The 23,869-nt window shown below is 70.6% G+C and carries 23 protein-coding genes; 13 read left to right on the forward strand and 10 right to left on the reverse strand.

Annotation, left to right across the window (positions count from 1 at the left end):
* Window positions 1-66: 66 nt before the first annotated feature.
* From ODJ79_RS10235 to ODJ79_RS10245, 3 genes are all read left to right on the forward strand, one after another.
* Entirely contained in the window at window positions 67-1,002 is a 936-nt protein-coding gene (locus tag ODJ79_RS10235) for an ABC transporter substrate-binding protein (protein WP_263023115.1), read from the forward strand.
* Window positions 1,003-1,150: 148 nt separating this feature from the next.
* Window positions 1,151-2,239, forward strand: coding sequence for a FecCD family ABC transporter permease (locus ODJ79_RS10240; RefSeq protein ID WP_263023116.1), 1,089 nt, complete (start codon window positions 1,151-1,153; stop codon window positions 2,237-2,239).
* On the forward strand, window positions 2,236-3,204 hold the full coding sequence (locus ODJ79_RS10245) for an ABC transporter ATP-binding protein (protein ID WP_263023117.1): 969 nt from the start codon (window positions 2,236-2,238) through the stop codon (window positions 3,202-3,204). The genes ODJ79_RS10240 and ODJ79_RS10245 overlap by 4 nt, the downstream gene beginning before the upstream one ends.
* Here ODJ79_RS10245 and ODJ79_RS10250 read toward each other — a convergent pair whose 3' ends face one another.
* The 6 genes from ODJ79_RS10250 to ODJ79_RS10275 all read right to left on the reverse strand — a co-directional run bounded on the left by ODJ79_RS10250 (window position 3,205) and on the right by ODJ79_RS10275 (window position 7,511).
* Window positions 3,205-4,035 (reverse strand): GDSL-type esterase/lipase family protein, encoded by an 831-nt coding sequence (locus ODJ79_RS10250; protein WP_263023118.1) that lies wholly within the window; start codon window positions 4,033-4,035, stop codon window positions 3,205-3,207.
* 72 nt (window positions 4,036-4,107) lie between these two features.
* Window positions 4,108-4,824 (reverse strand): VOC family protein, encoded by a 717-nt coding sequence (locus ODJ79_RS10255; protein ID WP_317620650.1) that lies wholly within the window; start codon window positions 4,822-4,824, stop codon window positions 4,108-4,110.
* An 83-nt stretch (window positions 4,825-4,907) separates the two neighbouring features.
* Entirely contained in the window at window positions 4,908-5,648 is a 741-nt protein-coding gene (locus ODJ79_RS10260) for an ABC transporter permease (RefSeq protein ID WP_263023120.1), read from the reverse strand.
* Complete coding sequence (locus ODJ79_RS10265; protein WP_263023245.1) at window positions 5,630-6,559, reverse strand: ABC transporter ATP-binding protein; 930 nt, start codon at window positions 6,557-6,559, stop codon at window positions 5,630-5,632. The genes ODJ79_RS10260 and ODJ79_RS10265 overlap by 19 nt, the downstream gene beginning before the upstream one ends.
* A complete protein-coding gene (locus ODJ79_RS10270) occupies window positions 6,559-6,882 on the reverse strand; it encodes a winged helix-turn-helix domain-containing protein (RefSeq protein ID WP_263023121.1) in 324 nt (107 codons plus the stop codon). Before ODJ79_RS10270 ends, ODJ79_RS10265 begins: the two co-directional genes overlap by 1 nt.
* On the reverse strand, window positions 6,879-7,511 hold the full coding sequence (locus tag ODJ79_RS10275) for a transporter (RefSeq protein WP_263023122.1): 633 nt from the start codon (window positions 7,509-7,511) through the stop codon (window positions 6,879-6,881). The genes ODJ79_RS10270 and ODJ79_RS10275 overlap by 4 nt, the downstream gene beginning before the upstream one ends.
* A gap of 67 nt (window positions 7,512-7,578) precedes the next feature.
* Here ODJ79_RS10275 and ODJ79_RS10280 point away from each other — a divergent pair, with 67 nt between their 5' ends.
* On the forward strand, window positions 7,579-7,995 hold the full coding sequence (locus tag ODJ79_RS10280) for a GNAT family N-acetyltransferase (protein ID WP_263023246.1): 417 nt from the start codon (window positions 7,579-7,581) through the stop codon (window positions 7,993-7,995).
* Here the strand turns inward: ODJ79_RS10280 and ODJ79_RS10285 are convergent.
* Window positions 7,976-9,988 carry a HelD family protein gene (locus tag ODJ79_RS10285; protein WP_263023123.1) on the reverse strand — a complete coding sequence of 671 codons (2,013 nt, stop codon included), beginning with the start codon at window positions 9,986-9,988 and terminating at the stop codon, window positions 7,976-7,978. The two genes, ODJ79_RS10280 and ODJ79_RS10285, sit on opposite strands and share 20 nt — an antisense overlap.
* A 172-nt stretch (window positions 9,989-10,160) precedes the next feature.
* On the opposite strand from ODJ79_RS10285, the gene ODJ79_RS10290 reads away from it, so the two are divergent.
* Genes ODJ79_RS10290 through ODJ79_RS10300 form a run of 3 tightly spaced genes read left to right on the forward strand, consistent with a single transcriptional unit; the run spans window position 10,161 to window position 12,939 of the window.
* A complete protein-coding gene (locus ODJ79_RS10290) occupies window positions 10,161-10,742 on the forward strand; it encodes an ArsR/SmtB family transcription factor (RefSeq protein ID WP_263023124.1) in 582 nt (193 codons plus the stop codon).
* A 44-nt stretch (window positions 10,743-10,786) separates the two neighbouring features.
* Window positions 10,787-12,091 carry an MFS transporter gene (locus ODJ79_RS10295; protein ID WP_263023125.1) on the forward strand — a complete coding sequence of 435 codons (1,305 nt, stop codon included), beginning with the start codon at window positions 10,787-10,789 and terminating at the stop codon, window positions 12,089-12,091.
* Window positions 12,088-12,939, forward strand: coding sequence for a menaquinone biosynthetic enzyme MqnA/MqnD family protein (locus tag ODJ79_RS10300; protein ID WP_263023126.1), 852 nt, complete (start codon window positions 12,088-12,090; stop codon window positions 12,937-12,939). Before ODJ79_RS10295 ends, ODJ79_RS10300 begins: the two co-directional genes overlap by 4 nt.
* A gap of 7 nt (window positions 12,940-12,946) precedes the next feature.
* On the opposite strand, the gene ODJ79_RS10305 is transcribed toward ODJ79_RS10300, so the two are convergent.
* On the reverse strand, window positions 12,947-13,894 hold the full coding sequence (locus ODJ79_RS10305; RefSeq protein ID WP_263023247.1) for an aldo/keto reductase: 948 nt from the start codon (window positions 13,892-13,894) through the stop codon (window positions 12,947-12,949).
* 160 nt (window positions 13,895-14,054) lie between these two features.
* Here ODJ79_RS10305 and ODJ79_RS10310 point away from each other — a divergent pair, with 160 nt between their 5' ends.
* Complete coding sequence (locus ODJ79_RS10310) at window positions 14,055-15,647, forward strand: beta-1,3-glucanase family protein (RefSeq protein WP_263023127.1); 1,593 nt, start codon at window positions 14,055-14,057, stop codon at window positions 15,645-15,647.
* Between the two features lies 1 nt (window position 15,648).
* On the opposite strand, the gene ODJ79_RS10315 is transcribed toward ODJ79_RS10310, so the two are convergent.
* Both ODJ79_RS10315 and ODJ79_RS10320 read right to left on the reverse strand, forming a co-directional pair.
* Window positions 15,649-16,500, reverse strand: coding sequence for an SWIM zinc finger family protein (locus tag ODJ79_RS10315; protein ID WP_263023128.1), 852 nt, complete (start codon window positions 16,498-16,500; stop codon window positions 15,649-15,651).
* 1 nt (window position 16,501) lies between these two features.
* Window positions 16,502-19,291 carry a DEAD/DEAH box helicase gene (locus ODJ79_RS10320; RefSeq protein ID WP_411267293.1) on the reverse strand — a complete coding sequence of 930 codons (2,790 nt, stop codon included), beginning with the start codon at window positions 19,289-19,291 and terminating at the stop codon, window positions 16,502-16,504.
* Between the two features lie 171 nt (window positions 19,292-19,462).
* Here ODJ79_RS10320 and mqnC point away from each other — a divergent pair, with 171 nt between their 5' ends.
* From mqnC to ODJ79_RS10345, 5 genes are all read left to right on the forward strand, one after another.
* Window positions 19,463-20,698 (forward strand): cyclic dehypoxanthinyl futalosine synthase, encoded by a 1,236-nt coding sequence (gene mqnC, locus ODJ79_RS10325; RefSeq protein WP_263023129.1) that lies wholly within the window; start codon window positions 19,463-19,465, stop codon window positions 20,696-20,698.
* Between the two features lie 234 nt (window positions 20,699-20,932).
* Window positions 20,933-21,682: a demethylmenaquinone methyltransferase gene (locus ODJ79_RS10330; RefSeq protein ID WP_263023130.1), complete on the forward strand. Its 750-nt coding sequence runs from the start codon at window positions 20,933-20,935 to the stop codon at window positions 21,680-21,682.
* Window positions 21,683-21,732: 50 nt separating this feature from the next.
* On the forward strand, window positions 21,733-22,011 hold the full coding sequence (locus tag ODJ79_RS10335; protein WP_263023131.1) for a hypothetical protein: 279 nt from the start codon (window positions 21,733-21,735) through the stop codon (window positions 22,009-22,011).
* A gap of 158 nt (window positions 22,012-22,169) precedes the next feature.
* Window positions 22,170-23,420, forward strand: coding sequence for a geranylgeranyl reductase family protein (locus ODJ79_RS10340; RefSeq protein WP_263023132.1), 1,251 nt, complete (start codon window positions 22,170-22,172; stop codon window positions 23,418-23,420).
* Between the two features lie 85 nt (window positions 23,421-23,505).
* Window positions 23,506-23,865 (forward strand): NADH-quinone oxidoreductase subunit A, encoded by a 360-nt coding sequence (locus ODJ79_RS10345; RefSeq protein ID WP_411267294.1) that lies wholly within the window; start codon window positions 23,506-23,508, stop codon window positions 23,863-23,865.
* The last annotated feature ends 4 nt before the right edge of the window (window positions 23,866-23,869 follow it).

A 23,869-nucleotide genomic window follows, 5' to 3' on the forward strand; every position in this document is an offset into this window, starting at 1 on the left:
CGGGCCGGGCGATCCGGGTTCCTGTCGGCGAAGCAGCACCGCTTGCCCGGCCGACCGGAGGACCTTATGAAACGTGTACTCACCGCCGTCGTGACGACGGCCGCCCTGCTCCTGGTGGGCGGCTGCGGCTCGGGCGACGACAAGTCGGCGACGACCGGAGGATCGTCGGCGCCCAGCGCCGCCGCGTCGTACCCGGTCACCGTCGGCAGCCTGACGCTGGACGCGCAGCCGAAGCGGATCGTCTCGCTCAGCCCGACCGCCACCGAGATGCTGTTCGCGATCGGGGCCGGGCCGCAGGTGGTGGCCGTCGACGACCAGTCCGACTACCCGGCCGGCGTGCCGAAGACCGATCTGTCCAGCTTCAAGCCGAACGCCGAGGCGATCGCCGCCAAGAACCCCGACCTCGTCGTGCTCTCCAACGACATCGACAAGATCGTCGACCAGCTGGGCAAACTCAAGATCCCCGTCTTCCTCGCCCCCGCCGCGACCAGCATGGATGACACGTACCGGGAAATCGGGGAACTTGGCGGTCTGACCGGTCACCAGGCCGAGGCCGAGGCGCTGCACCAGCAGATGACCAGCCAGATCGACAAGATCGTGAAGGGCGTGCCGGCCCGCAGCAAGCCGCTCAGCTACTACTACGAGCTCGACCCGTCGCTCTACTCGGTCACGTCGAAGACCTTCATCGGGTCGATCTTCACGATGTTCGGCATGACCAACGTCGCCGACCCCGCCGACCCGACCGGCGCGAAGGGCGGATATCCGCAGCTCGCCGCGGAGGCGCTGATCAAGTCCAATCCGGACACGATCTTCCTGGCCGACAGCAAGTGCTGCAAACAGTCGGCGCAGACCGTGGCGGCGCGCCCGGGCTGGAACACGGTCACCGCGGTCAAAGCCGGTCAGATCTTCCCGCTCGACGACGACATCGCGTCGCGCTGGGGCCCGCGTACGGTCGATCTGGTCCAGTCCGTCGCCGACGCGGTGGCCAAGGTCCCGGCATGACCGCCTGCACCGAGCGGCACCCGGCCGGGCCGGCGCGGCACTCGGCCGGGCCGGCGCGGCACCCAGCCGGGCCGGAGCGGCACCCAGTCCCACCTGCGAATGGCGTCGCGGGCGAGGGCCGGAAGGGCGTGCCTGAGGTGGGCGCAGCATGACCTCCGGCCTGCGCGAAGCGCGGCCGAGCCCGCGCGTGGTGCGGCCCGCCGGCCTTCGTCCGGCCTGGTTGGTGGGCGGCATTATCGCGGTGCTGGTCGCGCTGATCGCGGGCCTCTCCTTCGGCTCGGTCTCGCTGCCTCCGGCGGGCGTCGCGCTGGAGTTGCTCGATCTCGTTCCGGGCGTACACCTGCACAGCGGCCTCTCGGATCGCGAGGTGGCGATCCTGCTCGAGCTGCGCCTGCCGCGTGTGGTGCTAGGCCTGCTGGTCGGCGGCATGCTGGCCCTGGCCGGCGCGGCGTATCAGGGCGTCTTTCGCAACCCGCTGGCCGACCCGCACCTGCTCGGCGTGGCCGCGGGCGCCGGGCTCGGCGTGACCGCGGTGATCGCCTTTCGCTCGACCAGCGGCGAGGTCGCGGCCGAGCTGCCGATCGGCGTGCCGATGGTGGCGTTCGTCGGCGCGCTGATCGCGGTCGCGCTCACCTGGGTGCTCGGCGCGGCCGGTGGCCGCGACCGGTCGCCGGCCACCCTGATCCTGGCGGGGGTCGCGGTCTCGGCGTTTCTCGCGGCGTGCCAGACGTACGTGTTGCAGCACCACGTGGAGACGCTGCGTGAGGTGTACACGTGGCTCTTGGGCCGGCTGTCCACCGCCGGCTGGCACGATGTGCTGCTCGTCCTGCCCTACGCGGCGGTGACCGGCGCGATCGTCCTCAGCCAGCGCCGCGAGCTCGACGTTCTTTCCGTCGGCGACGAGGAGGCGACCGGCCTCGGCCTGCACCCGCAGCGCAGCCGCTACCTGCTGATCATCGCGGCCTCGCTGGGCACCGCGGCGGCGGTCTCGGTCTCCGGCCTGATCGGCTTCGTCGGCATCATCGTCCCGCACACGATGCGCCTGCTGGCCGGCCCGAGTTACCGCTCGATCCTGCCGCTGTCGGTGCTCTTCGGCGGCGCGTTCCTGACCCTGGCCGACCTGCTGGCCCGCACCGCCGGCGGCCAGGCGGAGATCCCGATCGGGGTGGTGACCGCCTTCTTCGGGGCGCCGTTCTTCATCGTGGTGCTGCGCACGAGTAGGACGGCCGCGCCATGACCGACCGCGCCGCCGACGATCGTGGCGCCGTGCCAGGCGCGGCGCAGCCGCGCGACGTGCCCGGTGGGGTGCGGCCGGGCGCGGTGCCGGGTGCCGCGGGCGGCGTGCCGGGCGCGGCGCGGCCGGGCGACGTGCCGGGTGCCGCGGGCGGCGTGCCGGGCGCGGCGCGGGCGGGCGACGTGCCGGGTGCCGCGTCGGCGATCGTCGTGGCCGGGCTGCGGGTGCGGCTCGAGAAGGCACTCATCGTCGACGGGGTCGATCTCGAGGTCGGCGCCGGCGAATGGGTGACGATCATCGGGCCGAACGGGGCCGGCAAGTCGACGGCGCTGCGAGCCATCGGCGGGCTGCTGCCGTTCGAGGGCAGGGTCGAACTCAACGGCGGTCCCGTCGACCAGCTGCATCGGCGGGAGCGGGCCAAGACGATCGCCACCGTCGCGCAGTCGCCGGTCGTGCCGCCGGCCATGCGGGTCTTCGATTACGTGCTGCTCGGGCGTACCCCCTATGTCCCGCCGCTCGGCCGGGAGTCCGCCGCCGACCTCGCCATGGTCGACGAGGTGCTGGGCGAGCTCGACCTCGGCCGGTTCGCCGCGCGGCGGCTCGACACCCTCAGCGGGGGCGAGCGCCAGCGGGTGTTCCTGGCGCGGGCGCTCGCCCAGGGGGCCCGCATCCTGTTGCTCGACGAGCCGACCAGCGCGCTCGACATCGGCCACCAGCAGGAGGTGCTGGAACTGGTCGACCGGCTGCGGGCGGAGCGCGACCTGACCGTGCTGGCGACCATGCACGACCTGACGACGGCGGGGGAGTACGCCGACCGGATCGTGCTGCTCGCGGGCGGGCGGGTGGTGGCGGCCGGCCCGCCGCGCGAGGTGCTGACCGAGGCCAACCTGGCAAAGCACTACCGGGTGCGGGTCCGGGTCATCGAGGGCGAGCACGGCCCGCTGGTGGTGCCGGTCCGGGTTACTTGACTACTTGAGATAGGCGGCCAGCGGGATGTTCTGGCTGCGGAGGGCCCCCGCCACCAGACCGGCGATCTGCTGCGCCCCGTACGTCTCGAAGTGGGTGTGGTCGTTGCAGAAGAACGCGCCCAGCGCGCCGGTCGTGTAGTCGCCGTTGTTCGGGCAGAAGTGCAGGCTGTTGTAGCGGTTCACGCTCAGCGTCTGCAGGTCGATCACCGGCGAGCCGGTCGCCGACCCGGCCGCGGTCGTCTGCGTGACGAAGCCCCGGTTCTTCACCGCCGTGCTGCCCGAGCAGGTGATCGCGGCGACCGCGGTGAGCAGGATCGGGTGCGCGCCGCGGGCCAGGGCCGCCTGCGCCATCATGGTCATCAGCTGCTGGTATCGGGCGGTCCCGACGTGCCGCGGGCAGTTGGTGTCGCCGTCGTTGATGCCGAACTGCACGACCAGGTAGTCACCCGATTTCATCCCGCTGAGCATCTCCTGCCAGCGCGTCGAGTACGTGGTGGAGCTGAGCACGCACTCGCCGTTGGAGCCCTTGGTGCTGGTCACGTTGCCCTCGTAGAGCCACGTCTGGATGCTGCGCCCGGCCACGGCCCGGTTGTTGACCGTCACCCCGGACTGGAACAGCGCCCCGAACTGGCTGCCCCACCCGACCGGGCAGGTGGCGCTCGGATTGGCCATCGTCGAGTCACCGGCAAGCCAGACGGTCGGCCCGGCGGCCGCCACGGCCCCGGTCGAGCCGGCGGTGCCAGACGCAGCGCACGCCGGGTCGGCGGCGGCGGCCGATGCCCCCACCAGCAACGGAACCAGAAGCATGGTCGCAGCGAGCCACCGAATCATGATCGTCTCCCCAAGAGGCCGAGCAGCCGCGGGGAGACGACATGGATAGTCGTCAATGTACCCGGAAAGCGCTTACCGAGTCGAGGCGAGCAGCGCGAACATCCCACCCCGCGGGTCGGACACCACCGCGTACCGTCCGATCGGCAGGTCCGCCGGCGGGAACAGCACCTGGCCGCCCAGCGCCACCACATGCCCCGCCGCCCGATCGCAATCCTGGACGGCGAAGTACACCATCCAATGTGGCGAGATGTCGGCCGGCCACTGCGACGCGCTCATCGGTTGGATCCCGCAGATGGCCGTGTCCTGCAGCTTGGCCACCAGGTACGGCGCCTCACCGAGCGTGCTGTGCCGAAACTGCCACCCGAACACCGCACCGTAGAAGGCGTGCGCCCCCTCGAGATCGCGCGTGTTCAGCTCGTTCCAGGTCAGCGCGCCCGGCACGTCGAAGACGGCCGCGCCGGGCACCGTCCCCGCCTGCCACACGCTGAACGGCGCGCCGCCCGGGTCCAGGAACGCCGCCATCCGCCCCTGGTCGTGCACGTCGAACGGCGGAACCAGCACCTTGCCCCCGTTGGCGGTGACCCGTGCCGCCACCCCGTCGGCGTCGTTCGTGGCGAGGTACGTGCTCCAGGCCGTCGGCTGCCCTTCGCCGAGCAGTGGGCCGGCGCCGGCCACCGGCTGCCCGTTCAGCAGGAACGTCGTGTACGACCCGTCGTCGGAGAAGCTCCAGCCGAACAACTCTGAGTAAAAGTGCCTTGCCTCGTCGAGGTCGGCCGTTCCCAGGTCCACCCAGGTAGGAAAGCCAGGCGTCGATGCGGTCATGGCGGGCATCGTCGCACTGCGTGCCTTTGGTTGGGGTTAAGTGTCGACTTCTAGCGGTACCTGCGACCTTCGTCACGTCGATATGCCCACAGCGCCACCCCGCCGAGCCCGACAATCCACACGATCAACGACAACACCGACCCGACGTGCAGGGGATAGTCGCCGACCGCGGCCCACATCAGGCGTACCGAGGCGCCGGTCGGCAGGTACGGCGCGAGCTGCTCGACGAAGCCGGGCGCACTGCCCGGCGCCGTCATCAGGCCGCCGCCGAACGCGAGCGGGAAGAACAGCACCTGCGCGACCACGACCGCGGCCTTCGGCGGCATCGAGTAGCCGATCGCGAGTCCCATCAGGATGAACGGCACCGCGATCACCGCGGTCGCCCCGGCGGCGGTCAGGAAGGCGAGCGGGGTCAGCGTCGCGGCGGTCAGGAACGTGGCGATCAGCACGACCGGGAGCAGCGAGAACGCCATCAGCGCCAAACCGGAGAGCAGCCGGCCGGCGAAGCGGGGAGGTGCGCCGGCCGGGAGGGTACGCACGTACGGCTCCCAGGGCTGCACCCGATCGTCGGCGACGCCCACGCCGTACTGGAAAAGGTTGGTGCTCATCACGGCGAACGTCACCATCGACGCGGTCGCGTAGGTCGCCGCCGCCGGATCGTCGCCGACGAACGGCACCACGAAGGCGAGCATCGACGCCGCCGGCCAGAACGCGCTGCCGATCACCGCGATCGGCGTGCGTGCCGTCTCGATCAGCTGGAAGCGGGCGTGGGTCAGGACGAGAGCAGCCATGAGTTCTCAGTCCGTTCAAGGGTGGTGGCGGGGTGGTTGGACGGGGGTTTCTCCCCGGTGAGGGTCAGGAAGGCCTCTTCCAGCGACGTCGGGCGTACTTCCAGGTCGGTGAACGGCACCTCGGCCGCGACCAGGTCGCGAACCAGCCGATCCGAGTCGGGCGTGAGCAGGTGCCATCGGTCGCCCTCCCGGTCGGTTGCGCTCAGACCAGGCAAAACCGGCAGCGGTACGGGTGAGCTCAGGCTGACCCGGCGCACCGCGACCAGGCCGCGCACCGCCGCGACGGTGTCGTCGGCGAGCACCCGGCCACCCCCGATGACCACGACCCGCCGGGCCAGCGCCTCCACCTCCTCGAGGTAGTGGCTGGTCAGCACGACCGCGCCGCCCTCGGCGTGGAACTGCCGGATGCCCTCCCAGAGCGACCGGCGGGCCTCGACGTCGAGCCCGGTGGTCGGCTCGTCGAGGAAGACGATCCGCGGTCGGCCGGCGAAGGCCAGCGCCACGGCGACCCGCCGCTTCTCACCGCCGGACAGGCCACCGGTCTGCCGGCGTACGAGATGGGTCAGGCCGAACCGCGCCAGCACCTCGTCGCGCGGAAGCGGGTCGGGGTAGTGCCGGCGGACGAAGTCGACGACCTCGCCGACGCGGAGCGAGTCGGGCAGGCCGGTCTCCTGCGGGGTGACCCCGAGGTGCCGCCGGCTGGCCGGCCGGCGCGGATCGCCGCCGAGCAGCTCGACCCGGCCCGAGGTGACGGACCGGATGCCGGTGAGCAGGGCGAGGAGCGTGCTCTTGCCGGCGCCGTTGGGACCGAGCAGGCCGACGAGCTCGCCGGCCGCGATGTCGAGCGAGACGTTGTCGAGCGCGAGGGTCTCGCCGTACCGGCGGCTGACCTCGATGGCGCGGGCGAGCATCACGGCGTTTCCTCCAAAGTGGAGCTCGGCCTGAGGAGTGCCTGCAACGTCTCCTGGTACTGCTCGAAGGCCAGCCGGCCGCGGCGGGTGAGCCGGACGAAGGTGGCCGGGGTGCGGCCCTGGTGGGTCTTGGTGACCTCGACGTATCCGGCGTCCTCGAGCTTGCGCAGATGGACCGAGAGGTTGCCGGCGGTCATCCGCAGCGAGTCCTGCAGCCGGGGAAAGGTGACCCGGTCGTCCTCGCGCAGCACGGAGAGGGCGGAGACCACCCGCAGCCGGGCCTGGGCGTGGATCACCGGATCGAGCTCGGTGCCGTCGGTCATCGGAACCTCAGCCAACCGAGGAAGCCGAAGATCAGCATGCCGCCGCCCCCGGCGATCGCCACGATCAGCGAGTGCCAGCCGGGGCCGGCCAGGATGCCGACCACGTTGATCACGCTGGTCCAGGCGCCGAGGATGAAGAGCTGGCGGTCGTTCCAGATCGCGCCGCCGGCCATGTGCAACGCGCCGGTGAGCGCGACCAGCCCGCCGGCCCAGAGCAGGCCGAGCTTCTCGTCCGGCAGCGCGTCGCCGTACTGGGCGAACAGCAGGGACATGCCGCTGAAGGCGATGCCCCAGGTCCAGCCGTACATCACACCCTGGCTCGAGGACGGCCCCCGGGTCTGTGCGGCGACGCGGCCGCCGGTCACACCGGTGATCACGCCGGCCGCGATGAACGACAGCGACAGCACGGTCAGCGGCAGCCAGTCGGGCAGGTCGACGAAGACCCGGCCGTCCGGCCCGAAGCGCAGGAACATCAGGCCGAAGCCGATTAGCCAGGCGATGCCCCACGGCCAGTACATCAACCGCGGGTCGGGCGTGAGGTCACGGGAGAGATTCGTGCGCTCCCGCTGGATCAGCGCGAGCGAGTCGGCCGGGTTGCCGAGCGGTTCGTCGTCATCGATGGGTTCCATGCAAAGAACTTTACAACACAAAGTCAAAGAGGTTTGTGCCATAAAGTTGACTAGTCTTTGGGTTGTGATGATCCGCCCCGCCCTCGCCGGCGAACTCGGCGACGTCCTCGCCTTCTGGCAGGCCGCCGCCGAGAACGACAACCGGCCCGCCGACAGCCACGCCGCCCTCGCCGCGCTGCACCTGCGCGACCCCGACGCGCTGCTGGTCGCGGTCGACATCGACGAGATCGTCGGCACGGTCATCGCCGGCTGGGACGGCTGGCGCTGCCACCTCTACCGGCTCGCGGTCGCGCCGCACCGCCGCCGCGAGGGGATCGGCCGGCGGCTGATCGCGACCGCCGAGGAGCGTTTCCGGGCCCTCGGCGGCACCCGCGCCGACGCGATGGTGCTCGACGACAACACCGACGCGCACGGCGCGTGGTCCGCGGGCGGCTACCGTCGCCAGGCGGACTGGTCCCGGTGGGTCAAGCCGCTGACGGGGTGAGCGCCTGCGGTAGCGGCCTCGCGTGGACGACCGACAAGCGCGAGACCGCTCGGGTGAGCACCACGTAGAGCCGGTTCAGCCCGCGGCTCTCGGCGTCGACTATGTCGGCCGGCTCGTGGACGATCACGTGGTCGTACTCGAGGCCCTTCGCCACCGTGGCGGGCACGACCGTGACCCGCGCCTCGGAGTCGACATCGTCGGGGGTCGCGTTCTCGATCCCCGCGGCGGCGAGGTGCGCGCGGAGACGACCGACCGCGGCGTCGGCGGCGATGACCGCGACCGAGCCCTCGTGCTCGAGCGCGGCGGTGACCTCGACCAGCGTTTCGGCGTCCACCTGGGCGGCGTCGGCGACCGGAATGATCGACAGATCGCCGTCGCGGCGCAGCGACACCGCCTCGGGAACGTTGACCGCGAGGGCCGGGAGCAGGCGGTTGGCCAGGGCGACGACCGCGGCGGGGACCCGGAAGCCGACCGTCAGCGGGACCACCTTCGCCTCCGGTTTGCCGAGGTGGCCGAGGGTGTCGCGCCACTCGGCGGCGGCCCACGGCGCGGTGCCCTGGGCCAGGTCGCCCAGCAGGGTGATCGAGCCGTGCTCGCTGCGCCGGGCGATCGCCCGGGCCTGCATGGGGGAGAGGTCCTGGGCCTCGTCGACCACCACGTGGCCGAAGCTGCTCTCCCGCTCCATCAGCCCGGCCGCTTCGTCGATCAGCAGGAGGTCGGCGGCGGAGAACTTCGCCGACTTGACCGTCTTGGGCGGCTTGGCCCAGCGAATGGCGTCCTGTTCGTCGGCACGGAGCATCTCACCCGACTTCTCCGGATTTACCAGGATCTCCACCACCAGCGCCTCGGGCGAGACGGCCGGCCAGGCGCTCTCCAGGAACGCCGTGACCGGCGCGACCTTGCTCATCTTGCGCAGCCAGGTCTCGCCCGGCGAGTTCCCGGTGCGGTACTCCGACTGCCGCTGGAGCAGCCCGACCACCCGGGCCCGCACCCGCTCGCGCCCCACCGAGTAGGGCAGCCCCTCGCGCCGGGCCTCGTCGACGATCCGGCGCAGCGGCTCGGGATCGATCCGCCAGCGGTACGACCCGTCCGACACCATGATCGGCTCGGTCGGCTTGGCCAGCCGCGACCAGAGCACCTTCCGCAGCACCTCGGCCATCCGCACGTCGTGCTTGACCAGCGTCGCCGCCTCGCTGTCGACCGCGCGCACCGGCTGCCGTGAGATCAGGCCGTCCACTGTCGCCTGCTGCACCTCGATCTCGCCGAGAGCGGGCAGGACGGCCGAGATGTACGAGAGGAACGCCGTGTTCGGCCCGACTATCAGCACCCCCGACCGGCGCAGTCGTTCCCGGTGCAGGTAGAGCAGGTAGGCGGCCCGGTGCAGGCCGACCGCAGTCTTACCGGTGCCGGGTGCGCCCTGCACGCAGATCGAGTCGGCCAGCTCGGCGCGTACCAGCTCGTCCTGCTCGGGCTGGATGGTCGCCACGATGTCGCGCATCGGCCCGACGCGTGGCCGCTCGATCTCGGCGGTCAGAATGCGGCTCTTGGTGCCCAGCTCCTCGCCGCGGTCCAGGTGCTCGTCCTCGAAGCTGGTCAGCTCCCCCTTGACGAACCCGAACCGGCGCCGGGTCGCCACCCCCTGCGGGTCGCGCACGCTGGCCCGGTAGAACGAGCGGGACAGCGGCGCCCGCCAGTCGAGCACCATCGGCTCGCCGGCGTCGTCGGTGACGTGCCGCCGCCCGACGTAGTAGTTGGCGTCCTCGATGTCGAGCCGGCCGAAGAACAGCGGCGTCGTGGGGTCGTCGGCGAGCTCGGCGACCCGGCGGGAGAGCGTCCGGCCGAGCGCCTCCGCGCCGTACGGGTCACCGGCGACCTCGGCACCGGCGGAGAAGAGGGCCTCGGCGCGCCCCCGCATCCGGGCCAGCGCGGCCCGCGACTCGGCGAGATGACGGCGTTCGGCGGAGAGTTCGGTGTCCAGGTCAAACGTCGACACGGTCCATCCTCGGGACTGGCTTGCGGGCTGCTCGCGTATCCGAGACCGACCACCGGCCTGCGGCGCGGAGGACGTCCGCTGCGGTGCATGCTCACCACGGCCGTCAAGCGGCCCTCAACCCTACGCCCGCCCCACTCCCCGTCCACCGATTTTCCAGTTGAAGAATGGGGGCATGGCTGAGGGGCGTACCGAGCGCGACGGAATGCGGATCGCCGATCCGCGGGTCATGCGGGCCTTGGCGCATCCCGCGCGCATCGAGATCGTGGAGTATCTGAACGACACCGGGGCCGCGGTGAGCGCCACCGAGGTGGCCGGGATGGTCGGGCTGTCGCCCAGCGCGACCAGCTACCACCTGCGCGAGCTTGCCAAGTACGACCTGGTCGAGCAGGCGCCCAGCCGCGGCGACGGGCGGGAACGCCTCTGGCGCGGCAAGTCCCACTCGGTACGCATCGACCCCGACCTCGATGAGCCGGGGGCGCGGGCCGCCAGCGAGGCGCTGGTCGACCTCTACCTGCATCGGGACCAGGCGCGGGCGGTGGCCTGGCTGGCCCGGGTGACCGAGGAGCCGCCGGAGTGGCGGGACCTCGGGGCGATCATGGGGCAGCGGGTGCTGGTCACCGCGGACGAGCTGCGAGAACTCAATGAAAAGGTGCGTGACCTGGTCGAACCGTACGCGATTCGGAAGCGGCAGGCGGACCCGCCGGCTGGCGTGCGGCGGGTGACGATCACCTACTCGTCGATCCCCGAGGTGTAGCTGGGGGCTTGCGCGAACCAGATGTGAAGGAATACTTTCGAAGTATGTCCTTCACATCTGGCGATTCTCGTTGGTCGGACGTCTACCTCGTCGCCGGCAGCCGCGGCGTCTCGGTCTGCGGTGACTTCCTCGCGGCCACCACCCTCGCTCTCGTCCTGCAGCAGACCGGCCACGGCGGCCTCGCGGTCTCCGGCCTGCTGATCGCGGCGAGCCTTCCGCTGGCCCTGCTCGCGCCGATCGCCGGCCGGATCGCCGATCGGGCGGACAGCCGAACCGTCCTCGTCCTGGCCGGCCTTGCCCAGTGCCTGGTCTGCGCGGTCCTCGCGTTCGTGCGCAACCCGATCGCGATCATCGGACTGGTCGCGCTGCTCGCCTGCGGCCTGGCGATCACCCAGCCGACCCTCTCCGCGCTGATCCCGCGCATGGTCCGCCCGGAGGACCTAGCCAGGGCGAGCGGCCTCACCCAGACCGCCGGGATCGTGGGCGCGCTGATCGCCCCCGCGCTCGCCGGCATCCTGGTCGGGCAGAGCGGCAGCCGCCTCCCGCTGCTGCTCGACGCGATGAGCTACCTGGCGCTGATCGTCGCCGGTCTGGCCGTGCGCACCCGCCGCCACCCCGCCAGGACCGACCAAGAACAAACCCAGGACCAGGCTTTCCGCGTACGGGATGATCGGGTCCTCGCCGTCATGATCGGTTCGTTGGCGGCGGTCATCGCCGGCGTCAACGCGATCAACGTCTTCGATGTCTTCTTCATCCGGGGCACGCTGCACGCGTCGACCACGGTCTACGGCATCGTGGGCGCCTCCTGGGCGGCCGGCATGCTCCTCGGCAGTGCCGCCTTCGGCCGCTTCCCGCCGCGGAAGATCACCGTTCCCGCCCTGCTGGCCCTGGTTGCCGGCTCGTGCGCCCCGATCCTGGCCGGCGCCGCGGTCGGCAGCGCCGGCTGGCTGATCCCGCTCTGGCTGCTCGGCGGCGTCTGCAACGGCGGCATCAACGTCTTCGTCTTCGTGATCGTCGCCGATCGGGCGCCGGCCGCCGCCCACGGCCGGGCCTTCGCGGTGATGACCGCCGCCGTCCAGACCGCGTCCCTGCTGGGCCTGCTGGTGGCCGGCCCGCTGGTCGACCACTTCGACCCCCGCCTGCTGGTCGCCGCGGCCGGCGCCCTGGGACTCGGCACGGCCCTGGCCGCCATCCCGATCGTGACCAGAGCCGACAAATCGACCGCAGGCAGCGTTCAACCGGGGTTCGAGAGCAGCACACCGGTGTCGGCGCCGCGGTGCGATGCGAGCCACCCCGATCAACTCCCGATGCCGGTAGCCGTGGCGGAGGGGATAGCGTCCAGGTCATGAGCGACGTCGCCGACCGGCCCCGGGTAGGGCACATCCAGTTCCTCAACTGCCTGCCGATCTACTGGGGCCTGATGCGCTCCGGCGCCCTGCTCGACGTCGACCTGCGCAAGGACACTCCGGACAAGCTCAGCCAAGACCTGGTCGACGGCCGGCTCGACATCGGCCCGATCACCCTGGTCGAGTACCTACGGCACGCCGACGAGCTGCTCCTGCTGCCCAACCTCGCGGTCGGCAGCGACGGCCCGGTGCTCTCGGTCAACCTGATCTCCACCCGGCCGCTGGCCGAGCTCGACGGGCGGCCGGTGGCGCTCGGCTCGACCTCGCGCACCGGGGTGATGCTGGCCCAGATGCTGCTGTCCGAGAAGTACGGCGCCGAGCCGGAGTATTTCCGCTGTCCGCCCGAGCTGACCCAGATGCTGATGGAGGCGGACGCGGGCGTGCTGATCGGCGACCCGGCGCTGCGCGCGATGTACGAGGCGCCCCGCCTCGGCCTCACCGTGACCGACCTGGGCCAGGCCTGGCGCGACTGGACCGGGCTGCCGATGGTCTTCGCGGTCTGGGCGGTCCGCAAGGAGTACGCCGCGGTCAACCCCGGGGCGGTCAAGGACGTGCACGAGGCGTTCCAGCGCTCCCGCGACCTGTGCCTGGGCGAGCTCGACCAGGCCGCCGAGGCCGCCGCGCGGTGGGAGCCGTTCGACGCGCAGACCCTGGCCACGTACTTCCGGACGCTCGACTTCTCGCTCGGTGAGCGGCAGATCGCCGGCCTGCGCGAGTTCGCCCGCCGGGCCGCCCTGCGCGGCGAGGTGCCCGAGCTCCCCGCCGACGGCCCGCACCTCGCCGAGGTCTGAAACCCGCTCACCCCTCCAGGATCGCGTCCAGGGCCGCCAGGTCGTCGGCGTCGAGCTGCCAGCTCCCGGCCGCGGCGTTGGCCTGCACCTGCTCGGCGCTGGTCGCCCCGGCGATGACACTCGTCACTGCGGGCCGCGCGGCGAGACCGGCGATCGCCACCTCGAGCAGGCTGTGCCCGCGCTCGGCGCCGAACGCGGTGAGCGCCTCGATCGTGTCCCAGTCGGCGGCGTCCAGGAACTGCTGGTATCGATCCAGGGACAGGCGGGTGCCGGCGGCGGGCGTCTCGTTGCGCCGGTACTTGCCGCTGAGCAGGCCGGAGTCGAGCGGGAAGAACGGCAGCAGGCCGAGCCCGAATTGCTCGCAGGCCGGCACCACCTCGGCCTCGACCTGGCGCTGGAGCAGGCTGTACCGGTTTTGCGCGCTGATGAACGGGGTCAGGTTGCCGGCCCGGGCGGTCCAGTCGGCGTCCGCGATCTGCCAGCCGGCGAAATTGGAGTTGCCCAGGTAGCGCACCTTGCCGGAGCGGACCAGGTCGTCGAGGGCGGCCAGCGTCTCCTCGATCGGGGTGGCCGGGTCGGGCTCATGCAGCTGGTAGAGGTCGAGGTAGTCGGTCTCGAGCCGGCGCAGCGAGGCCTCGACCGCGCGCACGACGTACCGCCGGGAGCCGCGGGCGCCGAAGTCGTTGCCGTTGAGCCCCTCCATGTTCATGCCGAACTTGGTGGCCAGCACGACGTCGTCGCGGCGGCCCTTGAGAGCGGCGCCGAGCAACTGCTCGGAGGTGCCGTGCGGGGTGCCGTAGATGTCCGCGGTGTCGAACAGCGTGATCCCGGCGTCGATCGCCGCTTCGACGACCTCCCGGGTGCCGTCCGCGTCGAGCTTGCGGCCGAAATTGTTGCAGCCTATGCCGACCACGGACACGACCAGGCCCGACGTGCCCAGTCGGCGGTAGCTCATCTCTGTCACCGGCCCACCCTATGCCCGTTCGGTACAAGGTTTGCCCGGGGACGAAGTACATCTGTACCTATCTATTGACACATGTTGTTAACAAAGCTGAGCCTGTGGTGAGAGCGCTCTCCGCCCCCATCCCCCTAGCAGCGGAAAGAGGTGTCTCCCCGTGCGTAAAGTCCTCCGCGCCCTCGCCGCCCTGGCGGTGGCCGTGCCACTGGCGGCCGCCATCGAACCGTCGGCGGCCCAGGCCGTCGGCCCCAACCTCCTGCCGGTCACCGTCACCAACAGCACCGGTCGCGGCGATGCCGTCTACCTGTACGTCCTCGGCGTCCAGTTGTCCTCGGGCAAGCTCGGATACGTCAACCAGGGCGGCGCCTTCACCGCGTGGAGCGGCGGGCAGATCCCGCCGTCGCCCGCGCCGGACGTCTCGATCGGCGGCCCCGGCAACGGCGGCAGCACCACGATCAACTTCCCGCGCGGGTTCTCCGGCCGGGTCTACTTCTCGCTCGGCGAGAAGCTGAAGTTCTACCTGACCCCGGACGGGCTGGTGCAGCCCGCGCCGTGGGCGGCCGGCGACGCCAACCAGAACATCCTGTTCGACTGGAGCGAGTTCACCTACAACGACTCCGGCCTGTGGTTGAACAGCTCTCAGGTCGACATGTTCGCGGTGCCGCACGCCGTGACCGTCACGAACAGCGCCGGCGTCACCAAACGCACCGGCGATCTGGTCGCGAACGGCCGGGACAGCGTGATCAACACGATTCGCGGCACCTCGGGCTGGGCGAACACCGTCTACACCCGGTCGGACGGGACCGTGCTGCGGGTCCTCTCGCCCGGCAAGGCGGCCGGCGCCGGGCTGTTGAGCAGTACGTATCTCGACTCGTACATCTCCTCGGCGTGGAATGCGTACACCGGGAAGACACTGACCGTGGTGCCCTTCGCCGACCAGCCGAACACCAAGTACTTCGGCCGGACCTCGGGCAACGTCATGAACTTCACCAACTCCTCGGGCGCCCAGGTCGCCTCGTTCAACAAGCCGTCCTCGGCCAGCGTGTGGGGCTGCGCGGGCGATCTCCCGGCGCCGAACGACCAGGTCGTCGGGCCCATTTCCCGTACGCTCTGCGCCGCCCTCAACCGCGGCACGCTCGGCACGATCGACACCCAGCCGAGCACCAACGCCGCGCAGTTCTACCAGAACAACCCCACCAACGTGTACGCCAAGGTGATCCACGCGAACATGGCCGACGGCAAGGCCTACGCGTTCCCCTTCGACGACGTCGGCAACTTCGAGTCCCTGGTCAACGACGGTGACCCGCGGTCGGCCGGCATCGTGCTCTCGCCGTTCAGCGGTGGCGGTGGCGGCGGCACCACCCCGACCGCGGTCTCCGTGATCAGCTCGCTCAACGACAAGTGCATCGACGTGCCGAGCTCGAACTTCGTCGACGGTGCCCGGCTGCAGATGTGGCCGTGCAACGGCACCAACGCGCAGAAATGGACCTTCACGAACGGCACGCTGGCCAGCCAGAACGGCAAGTGCATGGACGTGTCGGGCGGCTCCACGGCGAACGGCGCCGCGGTCCAGCTCTGGACCTGTAACGGCACCGGCGCGCAACAGTTCGTGCTCAGCAGCGCCGGCGACCTGGTCAACCCGCAGGCGAACAAGTGCGTCGACATCGTCGACGTGAACTCGGCCGACGGCGCGAAGCTCCAGCTCTGGGACTGCGCCGGCTCGGCAAACCAGAAATGGCGGAAGGGCTGACCTAGTCGAGGGAGTCGTCGTCCTCGGTGGACGGCGACTCCGCGAGCCCGCGGTACGCCGAGCGCAGCAGGTCGGTCAGCGGGATGTGCCGCACCTTCACCTGCGGCGCGTCCAGGGCCCGCAGCAGCAGCTCGGGCGGCGTGGCGACCCGGGACGGCCGCTCGCGCAGCCGGCTCAGGCTCATGCCGGGGGCGTAGAAGTCGGCCAGGTGGTCCTCGAGCGGCGTCTCGTCGACCGCGAGCGGGTCGACCGCCTCGACCGGCTCGGGCGTGCCGCGCAGCGCGGCGAGCAGCGTCTCCCGGTCGCGCCCGCGCCAGGCCAGCACCAGGAACGGGTCGTCGTCGAACGCCTCGGCCAGCACGTACAGCACCGCGGAGCCATGTTTGCAGGGCACGCCCCAATCCGGGCAGCTGCACCGGATGTCCAGCCGATCGGGGAAGAGCGGCAGGCCGTGCTCGGCGAACACGTCGAGAATCTCCCGGGGCATGTCGCCGGCCAGCAGCGCGGCCCGGTAGAGCGCTCGACCGCCGAGCGACTCCGTCACGTCCGCCCACTGTGTGGCGTCGAAGGCGGCGATGCCGATGCTCACCTCGTACGGCTGCGGTCGGGAACCCTGCACCCGAGCCGTCACCTTGCCCGCGGCGAGCTGGAAGTCCATGACCTGGCCCTTGCGGGCGTAAGCCCGCCCGCGGGCGAGCCGCCCGCCGTCGCAGACGCGTTCCAGGACGTCGACGAAGCGCCGCGACCACCACTGCTCGCCGATCTTGCCGCGCTTGGCGCGCACCGCGATGCCGCCGTCGACGGCGATCGGCTTGGCGCCCTCGAAGAATCGGCCCTCGGGATCGATCGGCATCTCAGCGCACCGCCCCACTGTCCAAAGAGAACAGCTCGCGCAGCTGGTCGGTGTTCAGGTCGGTGATCCAGTCCTCGCCGGTGCCGACCACCGACGAGGCGAGCGCCTTCTTCCGTTCGATCATCGCGTCGATCTTCTCTTCCAGCGTGCCGGTGCAGATGAACTTCCGGACCTGTACGTCCCGCGACTGCCCGATCCGGAACGCACGGTCGGTCGCCTGGTCCTCGACCGCGGGATTCCACCACCGGTCGAAGTGGACGACGTGGTTCGCGGCGGTCAGGTTCAGCCCGGTTCCGGCCGCCTTGAGGGAGAGAAGGAAAAGCATCGGCTCGTCGTCGGTCTGGAACCGCTCGACCATCTCGTCCCGCCGGGCCTTGGGCAGTCCACCGTGGAGCCACAGCACCGGCCGGTCGAGAAGGGCGGTGAGGTACGGCTGAAGCAGCGACCCCCACTCCGAGTACTGCGTGAAGACGAGCGCCTTGTCCCCGTCCTCGATGATCTCCTCGGCCAGTTCCTCGAGCCGGGCCAGCTTGCCCGAGCGCGACGGCAGCCGGGAACCGTCCTTGAGCAGGTGCGCCGGGTGGTTGCAGACCTGCTTGAGCTTGGTCATCGCGGCGAGCACGTTGCCGCGGCGCTCGATCCCCTCGGTGCTCTCGATCGTGGCCATCATGTCCTCGACCACGGCCTGGTAGAGCGTCGCCTGCTCGGGGGTGAGCGTGCACCAGACCTTCATCTCGTTCTTCTCCGGCAGGTCCGAGATGATCGTCTTGTCGGTCTTGAGCCGGCGCAGCACGAACGGGCCGGTCGCGCGTTTGAGGGCGGCCGCGGCGTCCTCGTCCTGGCGTACCTCGATCGGCTCCTGGAAGCGGCGGCGGAACCGTTTCGCCGGGCCGAGCAGCCCGGGGTTGCAGAAGTCCATGATGGACCAGAGCTCGGCCAGGTGGTTTTCCACCGGGGTGCCGGTGAGGGCGATCCTGGTACGCGCCTTGATCGTGCGCACTGCCTGGGCCTGCCGGGTGCCGCTGTTCTTGATCGCCTGGGCCTCGTCGCAGACGACCCGTTCCCACGATATTTGGCTTAAAGTGGACAAATCGCGCACGGCGGTGCCGTAGGTCGTGATGGTCAGATCGGCCTCGTCCAGGCTCGCGCGGCTGCGGGATGCACCATGGTGGACATACACCCGGATTGACGGGGCAAATCTGGCGGCTTCCTTCTGCCAGTTGCTGACCAGGGACATCGGACAGATCAGCAGAGTCGGGCCTTTCCGATCGGTCAGCAGGAGGGACAGCGTCTGGGCGGTCTTGCCCAGGCCCATGTCGTCCGCCAAGATCCCGCCCAACCCCAGGCGCGAGAGGAAGTGCAGCCAGGAAAGACCGCGTTCCTGGTACGGGCGGAGCGTCCCCTGGAACCCCGGCGGCGTCGGCAGCGGCGCGATCCGCTCGGCCGCCTGCCCGGACAGCAGGTCACCGAGCTCCCCGTCGGCGTCCACCTCGACCAGCGGCAGGTCCTCCTCGCCGCCGTCGATCACCTGCTGGAGCACCTCACCCGCGGTCAGCTCGCCCGCGCGTCGCTGGTCCACCGCCCGCAGCGCGGCCTTGAGCTGCCGATCGTCCAGCTCCACCCACTGCCCGCGGACGCGGACCAGCGGCACCTTCAGCCGGGCCAGCTCGGCCAGCTCCTCGGCGCTCACCACGTGCTCGCCGATGACCAGATCGACCCGGAAGTCGACCAGCTGCTCCAGCCCGAAGCCCGATGCGGCCACCGCCCGGCTCTTCGACGAACTCTTCGACCGGGTGGTCAGCTTGAGGCCGACCGCCTTGCGCCCGGCCCAGGTCGGCAGCTGCACCCCGAAGCCGGCGGCCTGCAGCAGCGGCGCGGCCTGCCGGAGGAAGTCGTGCGCCTCGCCGGTGGCCAGCTCCATCTCGGCCGGCCGCTGGTCGGCCAGCGCGACGTGCAGCAGCGGGAAGAGCCGGACCGCCCGGCCCAGCCCGGCGAGCAGCATCTCGTCCGGCCGCGGCGGCATGCCGGGGAAGCGGGCGCCGTCCCAGACGTCGGCGGCCGGAAGCCAGAGGCTCGGGTCCTCGGCCGACTGCAGGGCGAACGACAGCCGCCACGCATCCGACCCGGGGACCGGCTCGGCCAGCCGGAAGCTCACCCGGACCGGCCCGTTCGCCTCGTTGGCGGCACGCAGCCAGTCGCCGAGCGCCGTGCCGAGCTCGCGTACCTCCTCCGGGCGACTCTCCGGCAGCCTCGGGTCGTCGGCGGTGAGCGCGGCGATCCAGCGGTCGGGCAGCGGCGCCTTGCGGCCGGCCCGGTGACCGAGCAGCAGCCGCTCCGGCAGCATCGTGCGGGCGGCGGAGTCGACCAGGGCGTCGAGCGCGTCGCGCAGGGTGCGGCCCACCCCGGTGTCCGCGGCCCGGACCACCGGCGGCATGGCGGCGGCGAAGTCGCGATAGACGGCCGCGTCCCCGCCGGTGATCACCGGGCGCCAGCGGGCGGTCGGCACACCGGCCTCGAGGACCAGCTGGGGGAGCATCCGGCCGCGGCGCGCGAGATCGCAGGCGAACCCGGCCAGCAGTTGCAGGTAGCGCAGCGACGCCGCGGGCAGCCAGTCCCCGTTCGGCTCGACCGCGGCCAGCGCGGCCAGCGCCGCCGGGCCGGGCGCGACCTGCGCCGGGATCTGGTACGACCGCAGGCTCACCCGCTTGGGCGCTTCGACCCCGGTCTCCGGCGAGGGCGCGGGACCCTTCGCGGTGCCCGGCAGCCGAAGCGTGACCGTTTCGAGTGACATTTCAGAAAAGTCAGGCAGCGTGGTGCCGCCCTCGGCCCAGAGCGCGAGCCGGCCGGGCAGCCAGCATCCCTGAACGACGAGCACACCCACCCCCAGAAGCGACGGCATCGAGGGTACGACGGTGACCCGCGCCGCTGTCGTAGGCCGAACCGGGGACGTAATCTTCGAGACGTGACCGGGAACCGTGAGATCGACAGCATTCTGCAGCGCGCGGCCGACGGTGGGCGCATCACCCCGGAGGAGGCGCTGCTTCTCTACACCGAGGCGCCCTTCCACGCGCTGGGCGAGGCAGCCGACACGGTGCGCCGCCGGCGGTACCCGGACGGCATCGTGACGTACCTGATCGACCGGAACATCAACTACACGAACGTGTGCGTCACGGCCTGCAAGTTCTGCGCCTTCTTCCGGGCACCCAAGCACCGCGAGGGCTGGGCCCACCCGATGGAGGAGATCCTGCACCGCTGCGCCGAGGCGGTCGACCTGGGCGCCACCCAGGTGATGTTGCAGGGCGGCCACCACCCCGAGTTCGGCGTCGAGTATTACGAGCAGCTCTTCTCCAGCGTCAAGGCGGCGTACCCGCAACTCGCGATCCACTCGATCGGGCCCAGCGAGATCCTGCACATGGCCAAGGTCTCCGGCGTCTCGATCGAGGAAGCGGTGCTTCGGATCAAGGCGGCCGGGCTCGACTCGATCGCCGGGGCCGGCGCCGAGATGCTGCCCGACCGGCCGCGCAAGGCGATCGCCCCGCTCAAGGAGAGCGGCGCCCGCTGGATCGAGGTGATGACCACCGCGCACCGCAACGGGCTGTCCTCGACCGCGACGATGATGATGGGCACCGGCGAGACCAACGCCGAGCGCATCGAGCACATCCGCATGATCCGCGACTGCCAGGACCTGGCCGTGGCGAACGGCTACCGGGACGACGCCGTCGAGACCTCCCACCAGGTGGGGGGATTCCGGGCTTTCATCCCCTGGACGTACCAGCCGGAGAACAACCACCTCAAGGGCCGCACCCAGGCCACGACGATGGAATACCTGCGGTTCATCGCGGTGTCCCGGCTGTTCTTCGACAACGTCGCGCACCTGCAGGCGTCCTGGCTGACCACCGGCAAGGACGTCGGCCAGCTGTCGCTGCACATCGGCGTCGACGACCTCGGCTCGATCATGCTGGAGGAGAACGTGATCTCCTCGGCCGGCGCCCGGCACCGGTCGAACCTGCACGAGCTGATCTGGATGATCCGCAGCGCCGGCCGCGTTCCGGCGCAGCGTGACACCCTCTACCGCCACCTCGCGGTCCACCGGACCGAGGCCGACGACCCGACCGACGACCGAGTGGTGTCGCACTTCTCCTCGATCGCGATGCCGGAGGGCGGCCGGAAAAACCTTCCCTTGGTCGACGTCAAGTAGACACGCCATATCTGGGGGTCGTCGTTGTCCGTTCGGACAGGTGGGGGTCGGTAAAGCGGCGTGGGGCTGATTGCTCCTTCGTAACGAGCCGCCTAAACCCCTTCACCACCCTGTTCACGCTGGTTACGTTCCTCGCGTAAGACCTGAGAACTTCCTTGGAACGTCAGGCGCGAGCTTGACTCCGCGGACCCGACCCGCTGCGGTCGTATATATAACGCACAAGGAGTGGGCGGGATGGGCAACCATCCCGCCCACTCTATTTTCGTGCGACCTGGCAGAGTTGCCCTCGTGACGCGCGCAGATCTGGACAAGCAGCCGCACGAGGTCGCCGAGATGTTCGACGGCGTGGCCAAGCGATACGACCTCACCAATACCGTGCTCTCCTTCGGCCAGGACCGGGGCTGGCGCCGGGCGACCCGGACCGCCCTCGGCCTGCGCCCCGGCGAACGGGTTCTGGACGTGGGCGCCGGCACCGGCGTCTCGACCGAGGAACTGGCCCGGTCGGGCGCCTTCGCGGTCGGCGCCGACCTGTCGATCGGCATGCTGCGGGCCGGTCGCGCCGTGCGGCCGCAGGTTCCGCTGCTGGCCGGGGACGCGCTGCGACTGCCGTTCGCCGACGGGACCTTCGACGCCGTCACCATCTCCTTCGCCCTGCGCAACGTGGTGGACACCGAGGCGGCGCTGCACGAGCTGGCCCGGGTGACCCGGCCCGGCGGCCGGCTGGTGGTCTGCGAGTTCAGCCACCCGGTGCAGCCGGCGTTCCGCACCGTCTACCTGCAATACCTGATGCGGTCGCTGCCCGCGGTGGCGCGCGGTGTGTCGAGCAATCCCGAGGCGTACGTCTATCTCGCGGAGTCGATTCGCGCCTGGCCGGACCAGGCCGGCCTGGCCGCCCGGATCGGCGCCGCCGGGCCGTGGAGCCGGGTGGGATGGCGGAACCTGAGTGGCGGAATCGTCGCCCTCCACCGCGCCACACGGGTATAAAACGGGTCATATTGCGCACCAAAGCCCACGATTAGTGTTTTGCTACGTGTATGACCAACTTCGGGCATCTGGAAGACACCGATATAGATATCGCCATCGATGACGCCGAAGCCGGCGAGCGTCGGGGGATGGAACTGGCCGCCCGGATTCGCATGGTGGCCGCCGAGGACCCGGAGCTCGCGCAGGATTTAGTAGATGAGCTGATCGCGGGTCTCGAGCGGGCGATGGGCGGTAGTTTTCGGGAGTACCTGCACCAAGAGTCGCGCAATGAAACAGAGCGGGCCTTGAGCGATAGCGGATCGGGCATTTCACCAGCGCGAAACAGTTAGGGTTGCCTAACCCGAACGGGCTTCGATGGCCGTCTTAGACTCCGATCTGGGTGGGCTTGTGAACTGTTTCACTAGCCCGCACGAGACGGAGGTGTGCCGTGCACAACCCAGTGTCGTCGGGGCCGGCTGAGTCGTCGGAGCTTGGGGACGAGGCCGACGTGATCGTGGTCGGAGCCGGGCCGGGGGGCTCAGCGGCGGCCTACCACATGGCCCGGCACGGCCTGCGGGTTCTGCTGCTCGAAAAGACGGAGTTCCCGCGCGAGAAGGTGTGTGGTGACGGCCTGACCCCACGGGCCGTGCGACAGCTCGTGCGGATGGGCATCGACACCTCGGAGAAGGCCGGCTGGCTGCAGAACAAGGGGCTGCGGGTGATCGGCGGTGGGATCCGCCTCGAGCTCGACTGGCCCGACCTGGCCAGCTTCCCGAACTACGGCCTGGTCCGCACCCGGCTCGACTTCGACGACATGCTGGCCAAGCGCGCGGTCGAGGCCGGCGCGCTGCTGCGCACAAGGGTGAACGTGACCGGCCCGATCCTCGACGGCGAGGGCCGGGCGATCGGCGTCACCGCGAAGATCGGCGAGGGCAAGGAGCCGGTCGAGTTCCGTGCCCCGCTGGTGATCGCCGCGGACGGCGTCTCCGGCAAGCTGCCGCTCGCCATGGGCCTGGCCAAGCGCGACGACCGGCCGCTCGGCGTCGCGGTCCGGCGCTACTACCACTCCCCGGTCCGCGCCGACGACGACTACCTGGAGTCCTGGCTGGAGCTGCGCAGCGCGAGCGACCGCGACCGCCTGCTCCCCGGCTACGGCTGGATCTTCGGGCTGGGTGACGGCCGGGTCAACGTGGGCCTCGGCATCCTCAACTCGTCCAGCGCCTTCGGCAAGACCAACTACAAGGCCATGCTCACCGACTGGCTGGCCGGCACCCCCGAGGACTGGGGGATGCGGGACGAGACCAATGCGGACGGCCCGATCCTCGGCGCCGCGCTGCCGATGGGCTTCAACCGGGTGCCGCACTACACCCGGGGCCTGATGCTGGTCGGCGACTCCGGCGGCATGGTCAACCCGATGAACGGCGAGGGCATCGCGTACGCGATGGAGTCCGGCGAGTTGGCCGCGGAGGTCGCCGTGCAGGCGCTCGCCCGGCCCGCCGGCGCCGACCGTGAACGCGCTCTCCGGGCCTACCCGGCCGAGTTGAGCCTGCGCTTCGGCGGCTACTACCGGCTCGGCGGGGTATTCGTGAAGCTGATCGGAAACCCCCAGATCATGCGGATCGCCACCAAGCACGGCATGCCACACCCGACCCTGATGCGGTTCGTGCTCAAGCTCCTGGCCAACCTGACGGACCCGCGCGACGGCGACGCCATGGACCGGATCATCAATGGCCTGACCAAGGTGGCGCCTGCCGTATGAGCAGCGAGGAGACCCCGGTCGACGCCACGCCGAATCGGATTAATAGTGTGAAGCGGCTAACGTTCGAGCAGGAGAGATCATGACGATCAACCCGTACGTCCCGATCGTCGCGTTGATGATCCTGGGCGCGGCCTTCGCGTTGTTCTCGGTGGGTATCGCGCCGATCGTCGGCCCGAAGCGCTACAACAGGGCAAAACTCGACGCGTACGAGTGCGGGATCGAACCGGCGCCGCAGCCGATCGGCGGCGGCCGGTTCCCGGTGAAGTTCTACCTGACCGCGATGCTCTTCATCATCTTCGACATCGAGACCATCTTCCTGTACCCGTGGGCCGTGTCCTTCCGGATGCTCGGCGTGTTCGGCTTCGTGGAGATGGTCCTGTTCATCGTCACCGTCTTCATCGCCTACACCTACGTGTGGCGACGCGGCGGACTCAACTGGGACTGATCTG

The sequence above is a fragment of the Actinoplanes sp. KI2 genome (assembly GCF_025630775.1).
Lineage (GTDB): Bacteria > Actinomycetota > Actinomycetes > Mycobacteriales > Micromonosporaceae > Actinoplanes.

Bases quoted from the DNA above. Each gene is read 5' to 3' on its own strand.
- ODJ79_RS10335 (WP_263023131.1), top strand. From the start codon at position 21,733: ATGACCAACTTCGGGCATCTGGAAGACACCGATATAGATATCGCCATC.
- ODJ79_RS10235 (WP_263023115.1), top strand. From the start codon at position 67: ATGAAACGTGTACTCACCGCCGTCGTGACGACGGCCGCCCTGCTCCTG.
- ODJ79_RS10245 (WP_263023117.1), top strand. From the start codon at position 2,236: ATGACCGACCGCGCCGCCGACGATCGTGGCGCCGTGCCAGGCGCGGCG.
- ODJ79_RS10275 (WP_263023122.1), bottom strand. From the start codon at position 7,511: ATGGAACCCATCGATGACGACGAACCGCTCGGCAACCCGGCCGACTCG.
- ODJ79_RS10315 (WP_263023128.1), bottom strand. From the start codon at position 16,500: ATGCCGATCGATCCCGAGGGCCGATTCTTCGAGGGCGCCAAGCCGATC.
- ODJ79_RS10250 (WP_263023118.1), bottom strand. From the start codon at position 4,035: ATGATTCGGTGGCTCGCTGCGACCATGCTTCTGGTTCCGTTGCTGGTG.
- ODJ79_RS10280 (WP_263023246.1), top strand. From the start codon at position 7,579: ATGATCCGCCCCGCCCTCGCCGGCGAACTCGGCGACGTCCTCGCCTTC.
- ODJ79_RS10265 (WP_263023245.1), bottom strand. From the start codon at position 6,559: ATGCTCGCCCGCGCCATCGAGGTCAGCCGCCGGTACGGCGAGACCCTC.
- ODJ79_RS10240 (WP_263023116.1), top strand. From the start codon at position 1,151: ATGACCTCCGGCCTGCGCGAAGCGCGGCCGAGCCCGCGCGTGGTGCGG.
- ODJ79_RS10270 (WP_263023121.1), bottom strand. From the start codon at position 6,882: ATGACCGACGGCACCGAGCTCGATCCGGTGATCCACGCCCAGGCCCGG.
- ODJ79_RS10260 (WP_263023120.1), bottom strand. From the start codon at position 5,648: ATGGCTGCTCTCGTCCTGACCCACGCCCGCTTCCAGCTGATCGAGACG.
- ODJ79_RS10290 (WP_263023124.1), top strand. From the start codon at position 10,161: ATGGCTGAGGGGCGTACCGAGCGCGACGGAATGCGGATCGCCGATCCG.
- ODJ79_RS10300 (WP_263023126.1), top strand. From the start codon at position 12,088: ATGAGCGACGTCGCCGACCGGCCCCGGGTAGGGCACATCCAGTTCCTC.
- ODJ79_RS10295 (WP_263023125.1), top strand. From the start codon at position 10,787: ATGTCCTTCACATCTGGCGATTCTCGTTGGTCGGACGTCTACCTCGTC.
- ODJ79_RS10320 (WP_411267293.1), bottom strand. From the start codon at position 19,291: ATGTCACTCGAAACGGTCACGCTTCGGCTGCCGGGCACCGCGAAGGGT.
- ODJ79_RS10330 (WP_263023130.1), top strand. From the start codon at position 20,933: ATGGGCAACCATCCCGCCCACTCTATTTTCGTGCGACCTGGCAGAGTT.
- ODJ79_RS10305 (WP_263023247.1), bottom strand. From the start codon at position 13,894: ATGAGCTACCGCCGACTGGGCACGTCGGGCCTGGTCGTGTCCGTGGTC.